At 66.1% G+C, this 21074-nt stretch carries 22 protein-coding genes; 17 read left to right on the forward strand and 5 right to left on the reverse strand.

The genetic code is table 11. The features are described 5' to 3' along the window. The first annotated feature begins 209 nt into the window (after positions 1–209). Together rho and prfA are read left to right on the forward strand one after the other, a co-directional pair. Positions 210–2516: a transcription termination factor Rho gene (gene rho / locus ALI44B_RS15160; RefSeq protein ID WP_077055373.1), complete on the forward strand. Its 2307-nt coding sequence runs from the start codon at positions 210–212 to the stop codon at positions 2514–2516. A gap of 101 nt (positions 2517–2617) precedes the next feature. Next, a complete protein-coding gene (gene prfA, locus ALI44B_RS15165) occupies positions 2618–3697 on the forward strand; it encodes a peptide chain release factor 1 (RefSeq protein WP_077055374.1) in 1080 nt (359 codons plus the stop codon). A gap of 135 nt (positions 3698–3832) precedes the next feature. Here prfA and epsC read toward each other — a convergent pair whose 3' ends face one another. Continuing rightward, positions 3833–4417, reverse strand: a complete 585-nt coding sequence (gene epsC / locus ALI44B_RS15170; RefSeq protein WP_077055375.1) for a serine O-acetyltransferase EpsC — start codon at positions 4415–4417, stop codon at positions 3833–3835. A gap of 12 nt (positions 4418–4429) precedes the next feature. Then, positions 4430–5368, reverse strand: a complete 939-nt coding sequence (cysK, locus tag ALI44B_RS15175; protein WP_077055376.1) for a cysteine synthase A — start codon at positions 5366–5368, stop codon at positions 4430–4432. 204 nt (positions 5369–5572) lie between these two features. Here cysK and prmC point away from each other — a divergent pair, with 204 nt between their 5' ends. Then, entirely contained in the window at positions 5573–6508 is a 936-nt protein-coding gene (prmC, locus tag ALI44B_RS15180) for a peptide chain release factor N(5)-glutamine methyltransferase (RefSeq protein ID WP_077055377.1), read from the forward strand. A 116-nt stretch (positions 6509–6624) separates the two neighbouring features. Here the strand turns inward: prmC and ALI44B_RS15185 are convergent, their stop codons facing one another. Further along, positions 6625–7260 (reverse strand): HAD-IA family hydrolase, encoded by a 636-nt coding sequence (locus tag ALI44B_RS15185; protein WP_234991171.1) that lies wholly within the window; start codon positions 7258–7260, stop codon positions 6625–6627. 75 nt (positions 7261–7335) lie between these two features. Between ALI44B_RS15185 and ALI44B_RS15190 the strand changes: the two genes are divergently transcribed. The 12 genes from ALI44B_RS15190 to ALI44B_RS15245 all read left to right on the forward strand — a co-directional run bounded on the left by ALI44B_RS15190 (position 7336) and on the right by ALI44B_RS15245 (position 17812). Further along, a complete protein-coding gene (locus ALI44B_RS15190; RefSeq protein ID WP_077055379.1) occupies positions 7336–8085 on the forward strand; it encodes an L-threonylcarbamoyladenylate synthase in 750 nt (249 codons plus the stop codon). Further along, on the forward strand, positions 8082–9401 hold the full coding sequence (locus tag ALI44B_RS15195; RefSeq protein WP_083710107.1) for an MraY family glycosyltransferase: 1320 nt from the start codon (positions 8082–8084) through the stop codon (positions 9399–9401). The genes ALI44B_RS15190 and ALI44B_RS15195 overlap by 4 nt, the downstream gene beginning before the upstream one ends. Then, complete coding sequence (locus tag ALI44B_RS15200; protein ID WP_077055380.1) at positions 9398–9844, forward strand: Cg1360 family ATP-synthase-associated protein; 447 nt, start codon at positions 9398–9400, stop codon at positions 9842–9844. Before ALI44B_RS15195 ends, ALI44B_RS15200 begins: the two co-directional genes overlap by 4 nt. Positions 9845–10075: 231 nt before the next feature. Continuing rightward, a complete protein-coding gene (gene atpB, locus ALI44B_RS15205) occupies positions 10076–10879 on the forward strand; it encodes a F0F1 ATP synthase subunit A (protein ID WP_496507432.1) in 804 nt (267 codons plus the stop codon). Between the two features lie 47 nt (positions 10880–10926). Next, positions 10927–11160 (forward strand): ATP synthase F0 subunit C, encoded by a 234-nt coding sequence (gene atpE / locus ALI44B_RS15210; RefSeq protein WP_035837596.1) that lies wholly within the window; start codon positions 10927–10929, stop codon positions 11158–11160. Between the two features lie 30 nt (positions 11161–11190). After that, on the forward strand, positions 11191–11757 hold the full coding sequence (locus ALI44B_RS15215; RefSeq protein WP_077055381.1) for a F0F1 ATP synthase subunit B: 567 nt from the start codon (positions 11191–11193) through the stop codon (positions 11755–11757). 6 nt (positions 11758–11763) lie between these two features. Continuing rightward, on the forward strand, positions 11764–12579 hold the full coding sequence (locus ALI44B_RS15220; RefSeq protein ID WP_077055382.1) for a F0F1 ATP synthase subunit delta: 816 nt from the start codon (positions 11764–11766) through the stop codon (positions 12577–12579). 118 nt (positions 12580–12697) lie between these two features. Next, positions 12698–14335, forward strand: a complete 1638-nt coding sequence (atpA, locus tag ALI44B_RS15225; RefSeq protein ID WP_077055672.1) for a F0F1 ATP synthase subunit alpha — start codon at positions 12698–12700, stop codon at positions 14333–14335. 3 nt (positions 14336–14338) lie between these two features. Then, entirely contained in the window at positions 14339–15238 is a 900-nt protein-coding gene (locus ALI44B_RS15230; RefSeq protein WP_077055383.1) for a F0F1 ATP synthase subunit gamma, read from the forward strand. Between the two features lie 30 nt (positions 15239–15268). Beyond that, positions 15269–16735: a F0F1 ATP synthase subunit beta gene (gene atpD / locus ALI44B_RS15235; RefSeq protein ID WP_077055384.1), complete on the forward strand. Its 1467-nt coding sequence runs from the start codon at positions 15269–15271 to the stop codon at positions 16733–16735. Positions 16736–16737: 2 nt separating this feature from the next. Then, the gene (locus ALI44B_RS15240; protein ID WP_077055385.1) at positions 16738–17007 is read left to right on the forward strand and encodes a F0F1 ATP synthase subunit epsilon; all 270 of its coding nucleotides are present in this window, start codon (positions 16738–16740) and stop codon (positions 17005–17007) included. Positions 17008–17035: 28 nt separating this feature from the next. After that, a complete protein-coding gene (locus tag ALI44B_RS15245) occupies positions 17036–17812 on the forward strand; it encodes a YaaA family protein (protein ID WP_077055386.1) in 777 nt (258 codons plus the stop codon). On the opposite strand, the gene ALI44B_RS15250 is transcribed toward ALI44B_RS15245, so the two are convergent. Further along, positions 17772–18320 (reverse strand): methylated-DNA--[protein]-cysteine S-methyltransferase, encoded by a 549-nt coding sequence (locus tag ALI44B_RS15250; RefSeq protein WP_077055387.1) that lies wholly within the window; start codon positions 18318–18320, stop codon positions 17772–17774. The genes ALI44B_RS15245 and ALI44B_RS15250 overlap by 41 nt on opposite strands. 152 nt (positions 18321–18472) lie before the next feature. On the opposite strand from ALI44B_RS15250, the gene ALI44B_RS15255 reads away from it, so the two are divergent. After that, entirely contained in the window at positions 18473–19450 is a 978-nt protein-coding gene (locus ALI44B_RS15255; RefSeq protein WP_077055673.1) for an aldo/keto reductase, read from the forward strand. Positions 19451–19468: 18 nt separating this feature from the next. On the opposite strand, the gene ALI44B_RS15260 is transcribed toward ALI44B_RS15255, so the two are convergent. Next, on the reverse strand, positions 19469–20077 hold the full coding sequence (locus ALI44B_RS15260) for a TspO/MBR family protein (protein ID WP_238592226.1): 609 nt from the start codon (positions 20075–20077) through the stop codon (positions 19469–19471). 152 nt (positions 20078–20229) lie between these two features. Between ALI44B_RS15260 and ALI44B_RS15265 the strand changes: the two genes are divergently transcribed. Next, positions 20230–21009 (forward strand): PP2C family protein-serine/threonine phosphatase, encoded by a 780-nt coding sequence (locus ALI44B_RS15265; RefSeq protein WP_238592227.1) that lies wholly within the window; start codon positions 20230–20232, stop codon positions 21007–21009. The last annotated feature ends 65 nt before the right edge of the window (positions 21010–21074 follow it).

Consider the following 21074-nt stretch of genomic DNA (forward strand, 5'->3'; position numbering starts at 1 on the left):
TCCCGGGGGAAATGCCGATCAGGTAAATCTGTCCGCCGGGTGAATCCGCACATTCAATGCTGTTGCCTCCGCAACGTGTGCTCTCTACCGTGTTCACTCGAACGTTCTCTTTCCGGTAGGCACGTGCAGGAGAAGCCCCCAGACGCGTAGGCAACCGGCGCTCCCGACGAGCCGTATGCGCCCGGGCGGGGGGAAGGAAAATACTTTTCGTGACTGACGTCAACATCCACACACCCGTGGAATCCGGCGCTCCGCTGACCTCGCTCAAAGTGGCAGACCTCCAGGTCCTCGCCGTGCAGCTAGGCATTCCGGGCGCATCCAAACTCCGCAAGGGAGCCCTCGTCGAGGCGATCCAGGCAGCGCAGGGCGGCGCACAGCCGACCATCGCGGCCGAAGGCTCCGTCGTCGCACCCGCGACCGACGCGGTCCAGGTTCCCGAGTCGGCGGCCGCTCTCACGGCCGACAGCGTGGCAACCCAGCTGCCCGCCACCGAGCAGGCACCCGAAACCGCCGCCGCGCCGGCTCGCAAGCGCGCGCCTCGCCGTGCCACGACGCAGACCGCTCTCGAGGGTGCCCAGGCGCCCGCGACGGGCCCCGTCTCGGCGGTCGGCCACGTGAACGCCGACCAGCCCGCGCAGATCCCCGCGACTCCGGCCAACGACGCGGTCGCCGCCGCGGCAGAGACCGGCTCCGACACGCAGAACGACTCGGCCCAGAACGGCTCGGACGCCACCAACGGCGCCGACGCATCGTCCACCGACGAGCCCCGCCGCGGCAACCGTCGCCAGCGCGGCAACCGCGCCGAGCGCGGCACCGAGCAGGAAACGCTCCCCGACCTCGGCATCGAGCTGCCCAACGAGCCGCGCAAGAACGGCCGCAAGCAGAACGACAACGCCGACCAGGGCGACGAGCCCACAGGCCGCGGGCGCAGCCGCAACACCCGCCAGGGCCGCGCGGCTCAGGGTGCCGACGCGCAGTCGTCCGACCAGGCCGACGACAAGCAGCAGAACGACGACGCCTCCGACCTTCAGGGTGGCGAGACCGAGGGCGACAACGGCCAGGGCGAGCGCCAGGGCCGCGGCCGCAACCGCAACCGCGCCCGCAACGGGGAGGGCGACAACGCCCAGAACGCCGGCAACGGCCGCGACAACAACGCTCGCGCCGACCGCGCCGACAACCGCGCCGACGCTCGCGCCGACCGCGCCGATGACAAGAACAACGGCAACCCCCGTCAGCAGGGCCCCGCAGCGGGTCAGGACGACGAGGCCGGCCGTGGCCGCGGGCGCTACCGCGACCGCAAGCGTGGCCGCAACGGCGAAGACATCGAGCCCGAGATCGCCGAAGACGACGTCCTCATCCCCGTGGCCGGCATCCTCGACGTGCTCGACAACTACGCGTTCGTGCGCACCACCGGCTACCTCGCCGGCCCGAGCGACGTCTACGTCTCGCTCGGCCAGGTCAAGAAGTACGGCCTGCGCAAGGGTGACGCCGTGGTCGGAGCCATCCGTCAGCCGCGCGAGAACGAGAACAACGCTCGCCAGAAGTACAACGCGATCGTCAAGGTCGACTCCGTCAACGGCCTGAGCGTCGAAGACGCCGTCGAGCGCGTCGAGTTCGGCAACCTCACGCCGCTCTACCCGCAGGAGCGTCTGCGCCTCGAGACCGAGCCCAACAAGCTCACGCAGCGCATCATCGACCTGGTCGCTCCGATCGGCAAGGGCCAGCGCGGCCTGATCGTCGCGCCCCCCAAGGCCGGCAAGACCATCGTGCTGCAGCAGATCGCCAACGCCATCGCGACGAACAACCCCGAGGTGCACCTCATGGTCGTCCTCGTGGACGAGCGTCCCGAAGAAGTCACCGACATGCAGCGCACGGTCAAGGGCGAGGTCATCGCCTCCACGTTCGACCGTCCGGCCGAAGACCACACCACGGTCGCCGAGCTGGCCATCGAGCGCGCCAAGCGTCTCGTCGAGCTGGGCCACGACGTCGTCGTGTTGCTCGACTCGATCACGCGCCTCGGCCGCGCCTACAACCTGGCCGCGCCCACCTCGGGTCGTGTCCTCTCCGGTGGTGTCGACGCCGCGGCGCTCTACCCGCCGAAGCGTTTCTTCGGAGCCGCCCGCAACATCGAGAACGGTGGATCTCTCACCATCCTCGCCACGGCTCTCGTCGAGACCGGGTCCAAGATGGACGAGGTCATCTTCGAAGAGTTCAAGGGCACGGGCAACTCCGAGCTGCGCCTCAGCCGTCAGCTCGCCGACAAGCGCATCTTCCCGGCCGTCGACGTCAACGCGTCGTCCACTCGCCGCGAAGAGATGCTGCTCGGCGCCGACGAGGTCAAGGTCACGTGGAAGCTGCGTCGCGCCCTCGCGGGACTCGACCAGCAGCAGGCCCTCGAGGTCGTCCTCGGCAAGCTGAAGGAGACCTCGTCCAACGTCGAGTTCCTCGTGCAGATGCAGAAGACCATGCCGCAGCCGACGGGCCACAGCCACAGCCACGAGCGCGACCACCGCTAGCCTTCTCACCGAACCCGCCTGACCCCTGGCATCCGCTCTGGATGCTTTCGGTCAGGCGGGTTCTCTGATGGGGCAGGATGGTTCAACGGGAGGAAAGCGACATGTTCGAATCGGTACAGGTGCTGCTCGACGAGCACAAAGACCTGCAAGACCAATTGGCCGACCCGGCGGTTCACGCCGACCCGGCACGCTCGAAGAAGATCAACCGGCGCTATGCCGAGTTGTCGCGCATCCAGGCGGCGTACAACACCTGGCACCAGGCGCAGGAAGATCTGGCGGCCGCTCGCGAGCTGGCCAAAGAGGACGAGGCCTTCGCCGAAGAGGTGCCCGGGCTCGAAGAGCATCTCGCCACCTCGCAGGAGAAGCTCCGCCGCCTTCTGATCCCGCGCGACCCGGATGACGGGCGCGACGTGATCATGGAGATCAAGGGTGGCGAGGGCGGGGCCGAGAGCGCCCTGTTCGCCGCCGACCTGCTGCGCATGTACATGCACTATGCCGAATCGAAGGGCTGGAAGACGGAGCTCCTCGAGCGCACCGAATCCGACCTCGGCGGCTACAAAGACGTGCAGGTGGCCATCAAGTCGAACGCCACCGACCCGTCGCAGGGCGTCTGGGCTCACCTCAAGTACGAGGGTGGCGTGCACCGCGTGCAGCGCGTTCCCGCGACCGAGTCGCAGGGACGCATCCACACCTCGACGACGGGTGTCCTCGTCTTCCCCGAGGTCGACGCACCCGAAGAGGTCGAGATCAGCCAGAACGACCTGAAGATCGACGTGTACCGCTCGTCGGGCCCCGGCGGACAGTCCGTGAACACGACCGACTCGGCCGTGCGCATCACGCACCTTCCCACGGGCATCACGGTGGCGATGCAGAACGAGAAGAGCCAGCTGCAGAACCGCGAGGCCGGTATGCGCGTGCTGCGCGCCCGCATCCTGGCACGTCAGCAGGAGGAGCAGGCGGCTCTCGATAGCGCGGCCCGCAAGACCCAGATCCGCACCATGGACCGTTCCGAGCGCATCCGCACGTACAACTTCCCCGAGAACCGCATCGCGGATCACCGCACGGGATACAAGGCGTACAACCTCGACTCGGTCATGAACGGTGCGCTCGAGCCCGTCATCGAATCGGCGATCCTCGCCGACGAAGAGGCCCGGCTCGCCGATATCGGCGACCAGAGCTAGTCGAAACAACCCCGCCACATCGACAGAAGGCCGACCCGATCATCCGGGTCGGCCTTCTGCGTTGGATTGTGTCGATCGTGAAGAGAGCTCCTGATCCGCCAGCGGTGATCGCCCGGGTCAGCGCATCGCGGGCAGTCAGTCGGCGGCGGGAGCTGCTTCGGCGTCGTCGCCCAACTGGGCGCGCTCGATGGGCGATGCCTGGTCGCGCGGCCGGGCCGTCGCCGGGATGCCCGTGATGATCGAATGCGGGGGAGCGTCACGCGTGACGACGGCATTCGCGCCGACGACCGAATGCGCACCGATGACGATATCGCCCAGAACCTTCGCACCGGCCCCGATCATCACGCCGTCGCCGATCGTCGGATGGCGCTTCTGCCGCCCGAGGCTCTTCCCGCCGAGCGTCACGCCGTGATAGATCATCACATCGTCACCCACGACGGCGGTCTCGCCGATGACCACGCCCATGCCGTGGTCGATGAAGAAGCGTCGGCCGATGCGCGCGCCCGGGTGAATCTCGATGCCCGTCAGGAAGCGCGCGAAAGCCGACCCGGCGCGGGCGGGCAAGCGGATGCCGCGCCGCCACAGCCGCGCGTTGAACCGGTGTGCCCACACGGCGTGCAAGCCGGGGTAGGTCAGGAAGATCTCCACCCGGCCGCGCGCGGCAGGATCGTGCACGCGCGCGGCTGTCAGGTCTTCCCTGATGCGGGTGAAAACACTCATAGAGTGTCGAGCCTAGTCGCTGAGACCGGCCCAGAGAGGCGTTGAGATGTAGCGCTCACCGGTGTCGCACACGATGGCGACGATCTTCTTGCCGGCGTTCTCGGGGCGCTTGGCGAGCTCGCGGGCCGCCCAGATGATGGCGCCGGAGGAGATGCCCGCGAGGATGCCCTCTTCGGCGGCCAGACGCTTGGCCACGTCGATCGAGTCCTCGAACGAGACGTCGATAACCTCGTCGTACACGGTGGTGTCGAGGATCTCGGGGATGAAGTTCGCGCCGATGCCCTGGATCTTGTGCGGCCCGGGCTTGCCACCGTTCAGGATGGGGGAGTCAAGCGGTTCGACGGCGACGATCTGCACGTCGGGCTTCAGCTCCTTCAGCACTTGGCCGACGCCCGTGATGGTTCCGCCCGTTCCGACACCCGCGATGAAGATGTCGACGTCGCCGTCGGTGTCGCGCCAGATCTCCTGCGCCGTGGTCTTGCGGTGGATCTCGGCGTTGGCCTCGTTGGCGAACTGCTTGGCCCAGATGGCGCCGGGCGTCTCGTCGACGATCTCTTTCGCCTTCTCGACGGCGCCCTTCATGCCGAGGGCCGGTTCGGTGAGCACGAGTTCGGCGCCGAAGGCGCGCAGCAGCACGCGGCGCTCCTGGCTCATCGAGGACGGCATCGTGAGGATGACTTTGTAGCCGCGGGCCGCTCCGACGAGGGCCAGTGCGATTCCGGTGTTGCCGCTCGTGCCTTCGACGATCGTTCCACCGGGCTTCAGGGCACCGGATGCTTCGGCGGCGTCGACGATCGCGACGCCGAGGCGGTCTTTCACGCTCGACCCGGGGTTGTAGTACTCGAGTTTGGCGAGCACGGTCGCGCCGGCGCCATCCGTTACCCGGTTGAGCTGCACCAGCGGCGTGTTGCCGAACGCCTCGGTGATGTTCGAATAGATCTTGCCTGCCACGATCTGCCTCCCTGTGCGGTGTGCCGCACGACATCCTTCTGGTGCACGCCGCTCGGCGCACCCTCAAGCCTATTCGCGTGAATGGGGTTTGGGACCAAGATGACGAGACGTTCGTCATCTTCCCGGCTGGGGGCCGAGATGAGTGTTTCCCGCCTCTGCGCTAGGCTTCCCGGCGGAACGGTCGCCGTCAACGGCCGTCAGCGTATGTCTCACACACCTTCTTCTCCCCAGCCATCCTCGAGCCCGTCGCCCGAGCCCGGCCCGCTTCTGTCCGAGCTGCGCGACTCGGCCGTCGAGCGTCTCGCGCGATCGGGCGTGCCGACACCGGATGTCGACGCCGAACTCCTTCTCGGCCACGTCACGGGCCTCGGCCGCGGCGAGTTGCAGGCCGCTTTCATCACGGGTCGCCGCGCAGGCGCCGGCGCGGGCCCCGACGGCGGTCGCGATGCCGCCGGAGCCCTCGACGCCCTCCTCGAGCGCCGTGCCGCGCGCGAGCCGCTGCAGCACATCCTCGGCGTCGCCTGGTTCCGCTCGCTCGAATTGCGCGTCGGCCCGGGCGTCTTCGTGCCGCGTCCCGAAACCGAGGGCGTCGTGCAGATCGCGATCGATGCGCTGCGCCAGGTGCCGACCCCCGAACCCGTCGCGGTCGACCTCGGCACGGGCTCGGGTGCCATCGCGCTGGCCATGGCCACCGAGGTGCCGAACGCGCGCGTCCATGCGGTCGAGGCCTCCGTCGACGCCTTCATCTGGGCCCGCGAGAACTTCGCGGCGGTGGGTGCCGACAACGCTCGCCTGGTCTTCGACGACATGGGTCGCGCCCTGCCCGAGCTCGACGGCTCGGTCGATGTCGTCATCTCTAACCCGCCCTACGTTCCGGATGATGCCATCCCACGCGACCCCGAGGTGCGCCTCTTCGACCCGGCCATGGCCCTCTACGGTGGCCCCGACGGTCTCGACCTCGTCCGTTCGCTCGAACGCACAGCGCACCGGCTCCTGCGCGAGGGCGGGCTGCTCGTCATCGAGCACGGCGAACTCCAGGGCGCCGACATCCGATTGATCCTCACCGAACGCGGATGGCGCGCCGCCGCCACGCACGTCGACCTGACGCTGCGCGACCGCACCACGACGGCCCTCCGCTAGCTCGAGTCCCTAGGGGCACGCAGCTCTCCCGATCCGCGACCGCGTCGCGCGGCCAGCGCGGCCCTGGCCGTGGACGAGGCTGTGGCTGGGCCGTGGCCGTCGACGTCGACGTGCCGCTAAGGTCGCGCCGCAAACTCCTCGACGGCGGCCATCAAACCGTCGGTGTCATACCCGTCGGCCGTCTTCGTCAGGTGGAAGGCCGTGATGCCCACGGCGCGCGCGGCCTCGACGTTGGCGTGCGAATCATCCGCGAAGAACGCATCGGATGCCTCGACCCCCAGCCGGCCGAGCGCGCGCGTGTAGATGCGACGCTCGGGTTTCGCCGCTCCCAGCACGGCCGACACGAGGTCATTGTCGCCCCCGATGATCTCGGCGGCCTCGGGAGCCAACACCGACAATTCCTCGCGGAAGATGATCGGGTTGTTACTCAGCAACGCGGCGGTGCCGAGCTCTGAGGCGCGCTTGAGGGCCGCGATCGACCCCGGAATGATCGTCATGGCCGACTTGCGCGACTCGCACCACTGCTCGCGCGTGAGCGGCACCCCGGTCACCTCGGCGAACGCCTCGAGGTATTCGTCGCCCGTGGCGAACTCGCCCGCATTGGCCGCCCGCTCGAACCCTCCCACCCACCAGGTCGAGGCCAGGTGGTACTGCGTCGACCCCGTCAGACGCGCCAGATTGGGCAGCCGTTTGAGAAAATCGTAGTCATAGAGGGTCTTGTCGCAGTCGAAGAAGAACACGGATGGCTTCACCCATCCAGTATCTCTCCCCGTTCTCACACCCGGCGACCCGTTCGCTCTCGGCAGGTGACGATAGAATCGAGCACAATGTCCCGCATCCATGACTGCTCTGACGACACCGAGCTGCTGATCGGCATGCGAATGGCCCGAGCCGCGATCGCCCGCGGTGAACTCGTCGTCATTCCCACCGACACCGTCTACGGTGTGGCCGCCGACGCTTTTTCCCCCCGCGCCGTGCAGCGATTGCTCGACGCCAAGGGCCGCACACGCCAGTCGCCGCCGCCCGTTCTCGTGCCCGGCATCCACACGCTCGAGGCCCTCGCGGCCGAGGTACCCGACGCCGTGCGCGACCTCGTCGAGGCGTTCTGGCCGGGCGGCCTCACGATCGTGCTGCCGGCCCAGCCGTCCCTCGCCTGGGATCTGGGCGACACCGACGGCACGGTCGCCGTGCGCATGCCGAGCCACCACATCGCGCTCGAGCTGCTCGAAGAAACGGGCCCTCTCGCGGTCTCCTCGGCCAACCTCACGGGTCTCCCTGCCGCGACAACGGCGGCAGAAGCCGAACGGATGCTGGGCGACAGCGTCTCCTCCTACCTCGACGCGGGCCCCTCGGGCGACACCGCCTCGACCATCGTCGACGCCACGCGCCTGCAGACCCCGGGTGGCCGCGTCACGGTCCTCCGCGAGGGTGCCATCAGCCGCGCCCAGCTGGTCGAGGTCCTGGGCGACCTGCTCGAACCACTCGACGCAGCGCCTGCCGCCAGCGCCGAGCCGGCAGCGAATCCGGATACCCCGACGCACGGCACCCCGCCGCCCGAGTCAGCCCGCGACGCATGATCCAGTATCTGATCATCGCCGCGATCACGGCGGTCATCACGTTCGTCGTCTCCTTGGCGGTCTACCGCGGTGCCCTGAAATACAAGCTCTACCCGAAGATCCGCGAACGCGACGTCCACACACGTCCCACCCCGCGCCTGGGTGGTGTGGCCATGTTCGTGGGCGTCATCGCGGCCTTCGTCATCGCCTCGCAGAACCCGTTCTTCGCCTCGACGTTCGGCAGCCCCGGGCCCATTCTCGCCATCGGGGGAGCGGCGCTGCTCACGGTCTTGATCGGCGTCGCCGACGACATCTGGGACCTCGACTGGATGATCAAACTCGCGGGCCAGTTCCTCGCCGCGGGCCTCATCGCCTGGCTGGGCGTGCAGATCTACTCGCTGCCCATCGGCGGCCTCACGGTCGGTTCGTCGTGGATGTCCTTCACCATGACGGTCTTCGCCATCGTGCTGGTCATGAACGCCATCAACTTCATCGACGGGCTCGACGGCCTGGTCGCGGGAGTCGCGCTCATCGCCAACGGAACCTTCCTCATCTACGGCTACCTCCTGGTGCGCGAGACGGGCCAGACGAGCTTCTTCAACCTCTCGTTGCTCATCTCGGCCGTGCTGGTCGGTGCCTGCGCCGGATTCCTGCCGCTCAACTGGCATCCGGCCCGCATGTTCATGGGCGACGCGGGTGCGCTCCTCGTCGGCCTCCTCATGGCCACGAGCGCCGTCGCCATCACGGGCACGGTCGACCCGACATCCCTCGGCCGCAGCCAGCTGCTCGGAATCTACATCCCGATCATCCTGCCCTTCGCCATCCTCGTGGTGCCGCTGCTCGACTTCGGGCTCGCGGTCTTCCGCCGTCTGCGTGCCGGCAAGTCGCCGTTCAGCGCCGATCGCAAGCACCTGCACCACCGCCTACTCGACATGGGTCACACGCACTTCCAGGCCGTCCTCATTTTCTACGCCTGGACATCCGTCATCGCCATCTCGTGCCTGCTCTTCTTCGTCTTCCAGCCCTATTGGGTGGCGCTCGTGTTCCTGATCGCCGGTGTCATCATCTGCGCCGTGGTCACGCTCGCGCCGCTCGGCCGCCGCAAGACCCTCGAGTTCTCGGCCCAGACCGTCGGCGCCGACGATCCCGCGTTCGAGCGCGTTCGTGAATTCGACCCGTTGGATGCCGCGAGCGAAGACCGGCCCCACGACGCGCCCATCTCGCACGAACTCGTCGCCGAGGTCGTCGCGGTCGCCGAAGCCCAACGCACTGAACCAGAAGCATCCCCGGTCCGACGCTCGGACGACGACGCCCCCGCCCCGAAGGACACCCCATGAGCTCCAACAAAGTATTCGTCGACGCCCTGAAGTACGGCGCCCTCCTCGCCATCGGCATCGCCCTGGTCGGGGGAGTGATCGGTTTCTTCCTCGACGGCAGTCGCGGCGTCGTCTCGGCCCTAATCGGCACGGCGCTCTCGGCCGTCATGCTCGCGATCACGGCGGCCAGCATCCTTTTCGCCAACCGTTTCTATGGCTCCGACCTCTTCGTCGGCGCCTTCTTCGGCATCGTCCTCGGTGGATGGCTGCTCAAATTCGTTGTCTTCCTGGTGCTGGTCTTCCTCCTCGCCGATCAGCCCTGGGTCAACCGCGTGATCATGCTCGTCTGTGTCATCGTCGGCGTCATCGGTTCCCTCGTGGTGGACATGGTCGTCGTCGCTCGCTCGCGCGTGGGCTATGTCAGCGACGCACAGTTGCCCGGAGACCAGAAAAACGCGCAATAACGGGCAAACCGATTCGTCAGCACGCCCAAATGTTGATAGGCTCTCTGGAGATTCCCCAAGCATATTTACACGCATTTCGCGTGAGTTGTTTGGCGTCTTCCGAATGTTCGTCGCTCGGAGAGCAGTTCGCTCTCCGCCCCGAAACAGGAGATAGCGCTGTTAGGTAACGCTGTGCTGTTAAGTAACTCGGTGCTGAGTAGCTCCGTTCACTTCAGCGAAAAAATCAACTCTGTGATCAACGCCCCGATCTTCGCGGCTGCTGGCGACGACAACACGTTCCACGGTCCGTCGATCAACGAGTTCTTCCCCGAGATCGTCGCTTTCGAAGGCACTCCCTTCGCGATCAACCGCATCATGCTGATCCGGTTCCTCGCGGTGGCCGCCATCCTGGTTCTCTTCTGGCTCGGCACGCGCCGCATGAAGATCGTCCCGGGTCGCGGTCAGTCGATCATCGAGATGGGCCTCGACTTCGTTCGGGTCAACATCGCCGAAGACCTGTTGGGTAAGAAAGACGGCAAGCGGTTCCTGCCGATCATCACGACGATCTTCTTCATGGTCTTGTTCATGAACATCACGGGTGTCATCCCGTTCCTGAACATCGCGGGAACGTCGGTCATCGGTGTTCCGCTCGTGCTGGCGCTCGTCGCCTACATCGCGTTCATCTACGCCGGTGTCAAGAAGCACCCGGGCGCATTCTTCAAGAACGCGCTCTTCCCGCCCGGCGTGCCGTGGCCGCTGTACATCATCGTGACGCCCATCGAACTGGTTTCCACGTTCGTCCTGCGGCCCATCACGCTGACGCTCCGACTCCTCATGAACATGGTCGTCGGGCACCTGCTCCTCGTCCTCTTCTTCGGAGCGACCTGGTTCTTCTTCTTCAACGCCGACGGCATCTTCAAGGCCTTCGGTGTGGGCACGCTCGCATTCGGCTTCGTCTTCACGCTCTTCGAGCTGTTGGTCGCCGCACTGCAGGCCTACGTTTTCGCACTACTTACGACTGTTTACATCCAGCTCGCGCTGGCTGACGAACACTAAACGACGTCAGCATCCGCTGACATCGCCATCACGGAAGGAAACAACACGTGGACGCAACAACCGTTCTCGCCGAGATCAACGGAAACATCGCGACGGTCGGTTACGGTCTCGCTGCAATCGGCCCGGCCATCGGCGTGGGTATCGTGGTCGGCAAGACCATCGAGGGTGTCGCCCGTCAGCCTGAGCTGGCCGGTCGTCTCCAGGTTCTGATGTACATCGGTATCGCCTTCACCGAGGCGCTGGCCTTCATCGGCATCGCGACCTACTTCATCTTCGTCTAAGCCCTTCGTCATTCGTAGCAAGGAGGCGTGATGATTCACGCACTAGTGCGGGCTGCCGCAGAGGGTGAAACCTCGCACAACCCGCTTTTGCCCGAGACGTATGACATCGTCTGGTCGTTGGTCTGCTTCATCGTCATCCTCGTCGCATTCTGGAAGGTCTTCCTTCCCAAGATGCAGAAGATGCTCGACGAGCGTTCCGCCGCCATCGAGGGCAACATCGCCAAGGCCGACGAGGCTCAGCGTGACGCCGAGGCTGCTCTCGAGCAGTACACGGCTCAGCTCGCCGACGCCCGTCAGGAAGCTGCCGCCATTCGTGACCAGGCTCGTGTCGACGGTCAGCGCATCCTCGCTGAACTGAAGGAACAGGCTGCGACCGACGCCGCACGCATCACGCAGAGCGCCCAGGCCCAGATCGAAGCCGAACGTCAGGCAGCGGTCGTCAGCCTGCGCAACGAGGTCGGCTCGCTCGCGATCGACCTCGCGTCCGGTGTGATCGGCGAAAGCCTGTCCGACGACGCCCGTGCAACCGCGGTCGTTGACCGATTCCTGGCTGACCTCGAAGCATCCGAGGCCTCGAACCAGGCAGAGAAGGCGTAACGCATCATGGGTAGCGCGACAAGAGAAGCACTGCACGAATCGCTGCGCGAGTTGGACTCGACGGGAGCCGTTGGCGACAACGGTTCCGGTCGTGACCTGACGACCGTCAGCGAGCTGTTCGCCGTCGGCCGCGTCGTCGCTCGCACGGCGCACCTGCGCTCGGCCCTGTCCGACAAGGCCGCACCCGCCGAGGTCAAGCGTCAGCTCGTGCAGACGGTCTTCGGATCGTCTGTGTCCGAGCGCACGCTGCGACTCGTCAGCGCCGCCGCCGCCGGCCGCTGGTCCGACGAGGACGGCTTCGTCGCCGGCCTCGAGGAGCTCGGCATCCGTGCCGCGGTGCAGTCGGTCGGTTCGGACGTGTCGATCGAACAGGAGCTGTTCGAATTCGGCCGCTATGTCGCGGGTGACGCAGAGCTCGAGCTCGCGCTCGGCTCCAAGCTCGGCGATGTGCAGGCCAAGGTCGCGCTCGTCGAATCCCTGCTCGCGGGTAAGGCCTCACCGCAGACGGTCGAGATCGTCCGTCAGCTGGTGCAGCAGCCCCGTGGTCGCCGCATCCGCACGCTTCTGCGTTACGCGGCCGGCATCGCCGCCGACCAGAGCAACCTCACCGTCGCAACCGTCACGGCCGCGGCACCGCTCACCGAGGGGCAACTCGCCCGGCTCCGTGCCGGACTCAGCTCGCTCTACGGTCGAGATGTCAAAATCAACGTGATCGTAGACGCATCCATCATGGGCGGTCTGCGGGTGCAGGTCGGTGACGATGTCATCGATGGCAGCGTTGCATCTCGCCTGCACGACCTGAAGCTCCAGCTCGCCGGCTGATCCAGCCACACCGCTGATCCAGCCGCACACAGCACAGAGCCGCACACAACACAGACGCACGATCCCTGGGATCGACACATCGGAAGCGCGAACCGTTTCCGCAACTCAAAGGAAAATGATGGCAGAACTAACGATTAGTCCTGATGAGATCCGGAGTGCTCTCAAGGACTTCGTCGCCGCATACGAGCCGGGCAAGGCCGGAACGACCGAAGTAGGCCACGTGATCGACGCCGGCGACGGCATCGCGCACGTCGAAGGTCTGCCGGGCGTCATGGCCAACGAGTTGATCCGCTTCTCCGATGGCACGCTGGGCCTTGCCCAGAACCTCGACGAGAACGAGATCGGCGTCGTCATCCTCGGTGAGTTCGCTGGCATCGAAGAGGGCATGGAAGTCACGCGCACGGGCGAGGTTCTCTCGGTCCCCGTCGGCGACGGCTACCTCGGCCGCGTGGTCGACCCCCTCGGCAACCCGATCGATGGCCTCGGCGAGATCGCGAGCGAAGGCCGCCGCGCCCTCGAGCTGCAGGCGCCCGGCGTCATGCAGCGTAAGAGCGTGCACGAGCCCCTGCAGACCGGTATCAAGGCCATCGACGCCATGATCCCCGTCGGCCGTGGCCAGCGCCAGCTGATCATCGGTGACCGCCAGACCGGTAAGACGGCCATCGCGATCGACACCATCATCAACCAGAAGGCCAACTGGGAGTCGGGCGACACCAACAAGCAGGTGCGCTGCATCTACGTCGCCATCGGCCAGAAGGGCTCCACCATCGCTTCGGTGAAGGGTGCCCTCGAAGACGCCGGAGCCATGGAATACACGACCATCGTCGCGTCTCCGGCTTCCGACCCCGCCGGCTTCAAGTACCTCGCTCCCTACACCGGTTCGGCCATCGGCCAGCACTGGATGTACGGCGGCAAGCACGTCCTCATCATCTTCGATGACCTGTCGAAGCAGGCCGAGGCCTACCGTGCCGTTTCGCTGCTCCTGCGTCGTCCGCCGGGCCGCGAGGCATACCCCGGCGACGTGTTCTACCTGCACTCCCGCCTGCTCGAGCGTTGCGCGAAGCTGTCCGACGAGCTCGGTGCCGGATCGATGACGGGTCTCCCCATCATCGAGACGAAGGCCAACGACGTCTCGGCCTACATCCCCACCAACGTGATCTCGATCACCGACGGCCAGATCTTCCTGCAGTCCGACCTCTTCAACGCCAACCAGCGTCCCGCTGTCGACGTGGGAATCTCGGTCTCGCGTGTCGGTGGTGACGCTCAGGTCAAGTCGATCAAGAAGGTTTCGGGAACGCTGAAGCTCGAGCTGGCTCAGTACCGCTCGCTCGAAGCATTCGCCATGTTCGCGTCCGACCTCGACGCCGCCAGCCGCCGTCAGCTCGCCCGAGGCGCCCGCCTCACCGAGCTGCTCAAGCAGCCGCAGTACTCGCCCTACCCGGTCGAAGACCAGGTCGTCGCGATCTGGGCCGGCACCAACGGCAAGCTCGACGAGGTTCCCGTCGAAGACATCCTGCGCTTCGAGCGCGAGCTGCTCGACTACCTGGGCCGCAACACCGACGTCCTGTCCAAGCTGCGCGACTCCAACGTGCTGAGCGACGACATCGTCACCAACCTCGAGTCGTCGATCGACACCTTCAAGAAGGAGTTCCAGACCGGCGAGGGCAAGCCCCTCAACTCGGTCGGCTCCGAGAAGTTCGAAGAACTTCCCGCCGAAGAGGTCAACCAGGAAAAGATCGTCAAGGGACGTCGATAACCGATGGGCGCACAGCTCCGGGTCTACACGCAGAGAATCAAATCTGCGCAGACGACCAAGAAGATCACGAGGGCGATGGAGTTGATCTCCGCCTCGCGCATTCAAAAAGCGCAGGCGCGAGTCGCCGCCTCCGGTCCGTACAGCCGCGCGATCACGCGTGCTGTATCGGCCGTGGCGACCTACTCCAACGTCGACCACGTGCTCACCACCGAACCCGAGAAGATCGAGCGCGCAGCGGTCGTCATCTTCGCCTCGGACCGCGGTCTCGCCGGTGCGTTCAGCTCACAGGTGCTTCGTCAGGCCAATGAGCTCACCGAGTTGTTGCAGTCTCAGGGCAAAGAGGTCACCTACTTCCTCGTCGGCCGCAAGTCGGTGGCGTACTTCGCCTTCCGCAAGCGTGCCTCAGAGGGGCAGTGGACCGGCGGCACCGACTCGCCGTCGTTCGAGACGGCGCAGGAGATCGGGCAGGCCCTGCTGAAGAGCTTCCTCACGGATGCCTCTGAAGGCGGAGTCGACGAGATCCACGTGGTCTACAACCGTTTCGTCAGCATGGTCACGCAGACCCCCGAGGTCGTCCGTCTCCTGCCGCTCGAGGTCGTCGAAGGTGTCGAAGAACCCGACTCCAAGACCGTCCTGCCGCTGTACGAGTTCGAGCCCGACGCCGCAAACGTGCTGGATGCGCTGCTCCCGGTCTACATCGAGAGCCGCCTGTTCAACGCCATGCTGCAGTCTGCCGCGAGCGAGCACGCTGCCCGCCAGAAAGCCATGAAGTCCGCGAGCGACAACGCGGACAAGCTGATCACCGATTACACCCGTCTGCGCAACAACGCGCGTCAGGCGGAGATCACCCAGCAGATCGCCGAGATCGTCGGCGGCGCCGACGCTCTGTCGGGCGCCAAGTAAGACTCGACGGATAAAGAGAGAAGAAGAGCAATGACAGATACAGCGACAGCTGAGGCGGGAAGCGCCGGAGTGGCCACGCTCGCCGCCGGCCGCATCGCTCGCGTCACCGGCCCCGTGGTGGACATCGAGTTCCCCCACGACTCGATCCCCGAGGTCTACAACGCCCTCGAAACGACGATCACCATCGGCGACGAGCACACCGACATCACCCTCGAGGTTGCCCAGCACCTCGGTGACGACCTGGTTCGCGCCATCGCCCTGAAGCCGACGGACGGACTCGTCCGCGGCCAGGAAGTGCGCAACACGGGCGCGCCGATCTCGGTTCCCGTCGGCGACGTTACCAAGGGTAAGGTCTTCGACGTCACGGGCAAGATCCTCAACGGCAAGCCTGGCGAGACCGTCGAGATCACCGAGCGTTGGCCCATCCACCGCCGCCCGCCGGCCTTCGACCAGCTCGAATCGAAGACGCAGCTCTTCGAGACCGGTATCAAGGTCATCGACCTCCTGACCCCCTACGTGCAGGGTGGAAAGATCGGTCTGTTCGGTGGTGCCGGTGTCGGTAAGACCGTTCTGATCCAGGAAATGATCCAGCGCGTTGCGCAGGACCACGGTGGTGTGTCGGTGTTCGCCGGTGTCGGCGAGCGCACCCGTGAGGGCAACGACCTCATCGCCGAAATGGAAGAGGCGGGCGTCTTCGACAAGACCGCCCTTGTCTTCGGCCAGATGGACGAGCCGCCGGGAACGCGTCTGCGCGTCGCCCTGTCGGCCCTGACGATGGCGGAGTACTTCCGCGACGTGCAGAAGCAGGACGTGCTGTTGTTCATCGACAACATCTTCCGCTTCACGCAGGCCGGTTCCGAGGTGTCGACTCTTCTCGGTCGCATGCCTTCGGCCGTGGGTTACCAGCCGAACCTCGCCGACGAGATGGGCGTTCTTCAGGAGCGCATCACCTCGACGCGTGGTCACTCGATCACCTCGCTGCAGGCGATCTACGTGCCGGCCGACGACTACACCGACCCGGCCCCGGCGACGACGTTCGCCCACCTCGACGCCACCACCGAGCTGTCGCGTGAAATCGCGTCGAAGGGCCTCTACCCGGCCGTAGATCCGCTGACCTCGACCAGCCGCATCCTCGACCCCCGTTACTTGGGCGAGGACCACTACCGCGTGGCCACCACGGTCAAGCAGATCCTCCAGAAGAACAAGGAACTGCAGGAAATCATCGCCATCCTCGGTGTCGACGAGCTGTCCGAAGAAGACAAGGTCACCGTTTCGCGGGCCCGTCGCATTCAGCAGTTCCTCTCGCAGAACACCTACATGGCGAAGAAGTTCACGGGTGTCGAAGGTTCCACGGTTCCCCTCAAGGAGACCGTCGAGTCGTTCGACGCCATCGCCAAGGGTGAGTTCGACCACGTGGCCGAGCAGGCCTTCTTCAACGTCGGTGCTATCTCCGACGTCGAAGAGAAGTGGGCTCAGATCCAGAAGGAGAACGGCTGATCATGGCTTCCTCGAAGCTGCAGGTCAGCGTCGTCGCCGCCGACCACGAAGTGTGGTCGGGCCAGGCGTCGATGGTGGTCGCGAAGACGGTCGAAGGCGAGATCGGCATTCTGCCGGGGCACGAGCCGATGCTCGCCGTCCTGGCAGAAGGCCAGGTCCGCGTTACGACCGACAATGGTCAGAAGATCACCGCTGATGCGTCCGACGGATTCCTGTCCGTCGAGAACAACACGGTGACCGTCGTGGCTGGCAACGCCAGCCTCGTCAAGTAACTCTTCCTCTCTTCACCGCGTACGCCCCGTGCTTGTCATCCTGCCTCCGTCTGAGACGAAGCGGGATGGCGGCACGGGGCGTTCGTCATATCTAGAGGAACTGCGGTTCCCGGCGTTGACGCCTTATCGGCAGTCGCTCATCGAGCAACTGGCCGACCTCGCGACCGACCCGGAAGCATCCATGAAGGCCCTGAAGATCAGCGCCCGACAGATGGGGGAGATCGAGCGCAACCGCGCCCTGCATAGTGCGGCGGTGATGCCCGCCATCGACCGTTACACGGGTGTTCTCTTCGACGCGCTCGACGCAACGACGCTAGCGCCAGCAGAACGCGCGTTCGCCCACGAGCACGTCGTCGTTCACTCGTCGCTCTTCGGCCCGGTCGGCGCGCTCGACCCGATCCCCGCCTATCGCCTCTCCCACAGCTCTCGCCTGCCCGAGGGCGGGTTGCGGCAACAATGGGGCCGAGGCATCCGGCACGAACTGGCGCAGGTGCCCGGCCTCGTGCTCGACCTGCGCTCGGAGGGGTATGCCGAGCTTGGGCCCCTCGAGTTGTCATCTGAGCGGCTCTACGTGCGCGTGATGGCCCGCGGCGCCGATGGTGAGACTAGGGCCCTCAACCACTTCAACAAGAAGACCAAGGGACTCTTCACACGGGCCCTCCTGCAGAACCAGGTGGCATTCGAGGATATCGACAGGCTGCGCACGTGGGCCGCCGGCGCAGGCTTCGAGGTGGGCGACCCGTCTTCGGCACATGAAATCGCGCTCATCGCGCCGGCTCGAGAGATGACGCCCGCGGTTTCGTGACCTGGAACGGGATGCTCTCGTGCCGCAGGAGCCACAGCTTGGTGTCGAGCCCCGAGCCGCGGTCGTAGCCGACCGGGTTGCGACGGGTGCCGAGGACGCGGTGACAGGGCACGAGGAGTGGCACGGGATTGGCCGCTATGGCCGCACCCACCGCGCGGCCGGCGCGCGGAATCCCCACGGCCGAGGCGATCTCTCCGTACGTCATGGTCGAGCCGAACGGGATCGACGCGAGCGTTCGCCAGACTGCCTGCTGAAAGGCCGTGCCGGACACCTCGACGTGCAGGTCGAATGACACGCGGTCGCCGTCGAGGAAATCGAGCACCTGTTTGGCGGCCCCGCGAATGAACTCGGAGTGCGAGGGGGAGGGCGAGAGCGAAGCGCCGCCGCTCGCGCCCAGGGCCTCGGGGCGCCACGTCACTCGGCCGATGTCGCAGCTGGTGATGTATTCGCCCTCGGCCTGGAGCGTGATGACGCCCAGGGGCGAGGGAAACGAGATGATTGCCGGCATGGAGGCTCCGATCGTTTGTGCGCCCGGGGGAGGGGGCTCACCGTGTGTCCAGAGTAGGGATGGCGGGAGGAGTGTGGGGGAGAGGGCGTGACCTGTGGAGAAATTGATGGCGCAGCGGGCTGTGGAGAAGAAGGCGTCGTAGGGTGGATGACATGACCGACATGCTCTACCGTCCTCTTGGCCGCTCCGGATTGATGGTCTCGGCCGTCGGGATCGGCTGCAACAACTTCGGGCGAGCAGACACGCTCACCGAAACGCAAGAGGGAACGACATCCGTCGTCGATGCGGCCCTCGAGAGTGGCGTCAACTTCTTCGATACCGCCGATGTGTACGGCAAGCGTCCGGGGCTCAGCGAAGAACTCCTCGGGCGCGCGCTGGCGGGGCGCCGCGACGACGTCGTGGTGGCCACCAAGTTCGGGCACGCGACACTCGACGGCGGAATCGCCCAGCCCTGGGCGCGCGGGTCGAGGCGTTACGTGCGGCGTGCGGTCGAAGCATCCCTGCGGCGCCTCGATACCGAATGGATCGACCTCTACCAGCTGCACACGCCCGACCCGACGACCCCGATCGACGAGACGCTGAGCGTGCTCGACGACCTCATTACCGAGGGAAAGGTGCGCTACATCGGCCACTCCAACCTGAGCGGGTGGCAGATCGCCGAAGCCGACTACGAAGCCGTGCTGGGCTCGCATCCCCGTTTCATCTCGGCTCAAAACGAGTTCAGCCTCATCGTGCGGGACGCCGAACGTGAAGTCCTGCCGGCGGTGCAACGATTCGGGCTCGGCTTCCTGCCCTTCTTCCCGCTCTACAACGGCCTCTTCACGGGCAAGTTCACGCGCGCGGGCGGCCCCGCCGATTCCCGCATCATGCGCATTCGCAAACACCTGCTCGACAACGCCCCCTGGGATGCCATCGAGGCGCTGCAATCCTTCGCCGAGGCCCGCGGGCGCACCCTGCTCGAGGTCACATTCGGCTGGTTGCTGGCTCAGCCCAACCTCTCGAGCGTGATCGCGGGGGCGACGACGGCCGCGCAGATTCGCGAGAATGCCGCGGCGGGTGTGGCCTGGACGCCGACTCCCACAGAAGTCGCGGAGATCGACCGGCTGTTCCCGGGCCCGGCGAATTCCTGACCCGAGCCACGGCCGCGCTCAGCTGTTGAGCACGGCCAGAGCCGCGTTCAGCGTCGTCGCGAAGAGCACCCACGCCCAATAGGGGATGAGCATCACGGCCGACACCTTCCTGATCGGCCAGAACCGCAGCATCGTGATCAGCACGGCGATGTCGAGCAGCACGATGATGGCGAGTGCGAGCCACAGCGCGGCGGGGCCCATGACCGGGTACAGGCCGAAGAAGACCGGTGTCCAGATGCTGTTGAGCACGAGCTGCACCACATACGCCACCAAAGCGGGCCGCGTGTCGACGCTGTAGCGTCGCCGCCACACGAGCCAGGCGGCCACCGACATGAGCACGTAGAGAACGGTCCACACGGGGCCGAACAAGAAGTTGGGCGGGTTCCACGGCGCCTTCTCGGCGGTGGCATACCATCCGTCGACGTTGCCGGCCGTGCCGATGGAGCCGATCGCCGCCACCGCAAACGAGATTGCGATGAACACGATCAGCATCAGGATGTCGCGGCCCAGGCTCGTGGCCCGCCGCGGGTTCGCGCCAGACCCGGTCGCGCCGTCGCGGGGATCGTGGCTCTCGTGGCCATCACGGGCGTCGCGGCGGTTATGGTCGACGCGGTTGTCGTCTGTCATGATGCTGCCTCCTCGATATCGTCCCCCCAACTTAGTAAGCTGGCTGACTAATGTGAAGGGCTTGAAGTGGCGCGCGCCGTATGCCACTGAGATCGGCTCAGAGACACTAGACTTTTGCACACTGCCTTGTTCCCCTGCCGAAAGGACCCCGGGTGACCGACATCGACGTGCGAACCGGTTCGGGCGCTGTCGACCTCTCCGACGGGCGCACGCTGTCCCTCAACTGGGCCGCCGTCACCGACACCGGTCGCAAACGCCAGGTCAACCAAGACGCACTCATCGTCGAGCTGCCCGTCTTCGCCGTTGCCGACGGCATGGGTGGCCACGACGCCGGCGAGGTCGCGAGCGCGGCCGTCGTCGAACGCTTCCGCGGGCTGGTGGCAGAAGGCAAACACGTCGATCGCGAGACCATCGAAGAGGCTCTGCGCGACGCCGTCGAGGACATGTTCAACCAGGTCGGTCAGAGCGACCTCGGCACGGGCACGACCGTGACCGGGCTCATGCTCGCCAGCACGCCGACCCCCGGCTGGACCGTGTTCAACATCGGCGACTCGCGGGTCTACCGGCTGCTGGGGGATGAGCTCATCCAGGTCACGCTCGATCACTCGGTCGTGCAAGAACTTATCGCCATCGGCGCCATCACGCCCGACGAGGCTGAGACGCACCCGCACGGCAACGTCATCACGCGCGCGGTGGGTTTCACCGAAGACCCGGTTCCCGACTACACGGATGTCCCGGCCACCTCGGGCGCGCGCTGGCTCGTCTGTTCCGACGGGCTCACGAAAGAGCTGACCGACTACGGTCTGCAGCATTTCCTCATGCGCGCCGAATCGCCGAAAGAGGCTGTCGAACTCATGGTCACGGCCGCACTCGACAACGGCGGCCGTGACAACGTGTCGGCCATCGTCCTCGACGAGCTCATCACGCCGTAGCGAGCCGGGGGCCGAGCGCGACGCGCTGACTGCACGGCGCCGGGACGCGCTGACTGCACAGCGCC

This window comes from Leifsonia sp. ALI-44-B, from assembly GCF_001984125.1.
Taxonomy (GTDB): domain Bacteria; phylum Actinomycetota; class Actinomycetes; order Actinomycetales; family Microbacteriaceae; genus Okibacterium.